Origin of the sequence: Geminicoccus flavidas, assembly GCF_009806515.1 — a bacterium.
In the GTDB taxonomy this organism is placed as follows: Bacteria; Pseudomonadota; Alphaproteobacteria; order Geminicoccales; family Geminicoccaceae; genus Geminicoccus; species Geminicoccus flavidus.
Genome location: NZ_WUJP01001004.1, coordinates 1 through 3016, shown reverse-complemented (window position 1 = coordinate 3016; position 3016 = coordinate 1). Strand labels below are relative to the sequence as shown.

Annotated in this window: 2 protein-coding genes; both read left to right on the top strand. The window is 61.0% G+C overall.

The genetic code is table 11. The features are described from left to right. Positions 1-1803 (top strand): glycosyltransferase family 4 protein (locus EQG76_RS28500; protein WP_159718525.1); only part of this gene is annotated, 1803 nt, incomplete at its 5' end. A gap of 177 nt (positions 1804-1980) precedes the next feature. Next, positions 1981-2844 (top strand): phytanoyl-CoA dioxygenase family protein, encoded by an 864-nt coding sequence (locus EQG76_RS28495; protein ID WP_159718523.1) that lies wholly within the window; start codon positions 1981-1983, stop codon positions 2842-2844. Positions 2845-3016: the final 172 nt, after the last annotated feature.

The following is a 3016-nucleotide window of genomic DNA, read 5'->3' as shown; positions in this document are numbered from 1 at the left end:
CGCGATGCTGCGATCCTCGTATGCGCTTACCAGGCTGTCAGATATCTGCCTGAGCCGCGCCTCGACATGATCACCCATCATTCGCCAGACAGCTCGCGTGCTCAGACCCAACCAGTGGCGATCTGCGACCAGTCCGTCGCACTATCATGCGATGACCGTGAGCTGCCGCTTCTATCCGAGTGGCGGACCAAAGGCAGGGATCTCATCGCCGTTCGTCGCTCCGAGTTCGATGGTCTGCTGGTAGCGGCGGAAGAACTGGTCGACCAGGAACGATATGCAGAAGCGGTTGCTTCCATCCAGGTGGCGGCGAACTATGCGGTCCTGTGGCATACCGGGCAGTTCGCAAGCAGCCGGCTGGAACAAGCCATTCGGCGGGTTGGGCAGGCTGTCCTGCTAGGTCAAGTTGACCGAAAGATCTCGCCAAGAAAAGCATCGAGCCTGAGCATCCTGCACATCGGGACGGAGTTCTACGGGATCGGCGGGCATGCCCGCATGGTCGCGAACTGGATTTTGAGCGACCCCGAGAATGTTCACTCTGTGGCCCTGACGGGGCAGCACTGCCCGATTCCGGACGATGTCAGGCAGGCGGTCGCCGCGTCGGGTGGGAGGCTGGAGCAGATCAACATTTGGCCGGGAGGGATGCTGGGATGGGCAAGACGGTTGCAGCGCCTCATCGCCACTACGGATCTGGTCGTGCTGCACATCCACAATATGGATGTTGTTCCGCTCCTCGCTCTGGCCGGCCTGGAGGATCGCCCCAGGTGCCTGCTAGTCAATCATGGTGATCATCAGTTCTGGCTCGGCCCGTCGATCGTCGACCTGGTGGTGAGCACGAGGAGGTCCGGTTTCCAACTCTGCATTGACCGGCGTGGAGTCGAACCTCAGCGCAACGTGCTTCTACCATTGTGCCTCAAGCCCAGGACGCGGATGAATTTACGCGCCGCTGCGAAGAAGCTGCTCCAGATTCCTGAACGCTCGATAGTCGTTCTAACAATCGCCAGGGCGGTAAAGTTCCGCGACATTGGTGGAGAGAACTTCGTCGAGGCGCTCGCGCCTGTGCTGATCGCGAACCCCGACATCCACCTAGTTATCGTTGGCCCAGGACGTGTTGATTCATGGGCTATACATATCAGAAGGGCGCGAAATCGGGTCCATGTTCTTCCGGAAACTCCAGATACGCAGCTCTACTTCGATGCAGCTGATATATACCTGGACTCCTTTCCCTTCGTCTCGTTGACGTCATTGCTCGAGGCCGGGCTTCATGGCCTGCCGCTCGTGACGCGATCCGCCTTCGGTCCCGACTGCGGGGTCATGGCCGCCGATTCGCTTGGGCTGGATGGAGTTCTGGTCCAGACAGGTAGCCTCGCGGAACTGCGCGACACGATTCTGGACCTGTCTCGAAACGCTGCCGGACGAGCCAGACTGGGTGAGCGCACCCGCAATCAGATCCTGACGACGAACGTCGGCGAGCACTGGCGGCAAAGGGTTCATGAGCTGTACCGCAAGGCACTCCGGGTCGATCCGAACAATGGTGCCCTGCGACCCGCCGGGGCCATGAGCGATCTTGATGTGTTCATCCCGTTCGTCTTCGACGACATGTCCCGCGAATCATCCGAATCTGGATCGTCCCGATCGGCATGGGCAACTGAACTTGTCCTGAAGTCGGCACCATTCAGATGGCGCATGCAAAAACTGACTTACTTGCTGTCGCGTAACGATCTGAGAGGGTCGCTACCCAGAGCCATGATTCCGGCCTGGGTCAGTGCATCCGTAAGAAGACACTTCAGGATCATGCGAAAATAAACGGTGGGGCACGACTTGGCTCCTTGTCTGGAGCTGGTCTAAATTGAACGACAATGTGCAGGAAAGACTCAAGTGCAAGTCAAACGTATGCATATACTTCTTTGTGACTATTTCACCCGTAACTGAGTGAAATGCCACAATGGCGGTCGAAGGATGTATGCGAAGGATGGAAAGCACATGTCTACCTGGTCGGACAATGAAGGGGGCAGCAATGAAGCGGTACCTGATCCGTCCCGGGACATCGAGGTCCACGGGTACCATATCGTGCGGAGCGCATTCTCGGAGCAGGAGATCCAGACTCTGAGGAAGAAGCTGGCCAGTTACTTTCGTCGCAACGGCACCTACCGCCACGGCGGCAAGATCGAATGGCGTGGCATCCACAAGCTGCCGGAGCTGGCCGACATCATCATCAGCGATCGGCTGCTGGAGGCACTGCGTGCCTGCACCAGCCCAGACGATCCCGTCCTGACCGGCGAGAGCGATCTGCAGCTCAATACCCTGAGCCGCTGGCACAAGGACATCGATCAGGACGGCGAGCTGAAGGAGCTCGTCGGCCGGCCGGATGGCTGGCGCGTCTGCAAGGTGGCGGTCTATCTGCAGGATCAGCCCGCCCATTCGAGGCAGGCGCTCAAGGTCCGGCCCGGGTCGCACCGCCGCCGGCTGGGCGAGGTCACGCAGGAGGTGGCACTGGGCGTGCGCGCGGGCGACGTGATCGTGTTCGACGTGCGCATCGACCATGCGGGCCAATTCCCGTCCTGGTGGGACAAGAGCCTGCACCGGCTATCCGTGGCCGGCAGCCGGGTCCTGAAGGGGGATCCGGAGAGCCGGTTCGCCGCACTGCGCGAGGCGCTGTGCGGCTGGGGCGGCCGGACGGAGGATCGCATGGCGATCTACCTGACCTTCGGCTCGCCCAACGCTGCGACCTATGCCTATGAGCAGGCGGGGCGCCGCAACCATGGTCCGGTGCCGGCCGCGCTCGATAGCGAGGCCAGGTCCAGGCTGGCGCGCTGGAATGTCACGATGATCGGGGCCGCGTCCTGAGCGGCCCCGCGTGGCTTGGATGTTTGGTCCCAGGGTGTAGTGTATCGGGTCTGCCAGGAACCTGGCCGGCTGTTCCGTCAGGTCTTGCAGATGAACTCGTAGGGTGAGGCCCTGCAGGGTCTTCAGGCGGTGGGCGTGGTTGTAGGCGTCGAGGAAGAGCTGCAGGTGGTGC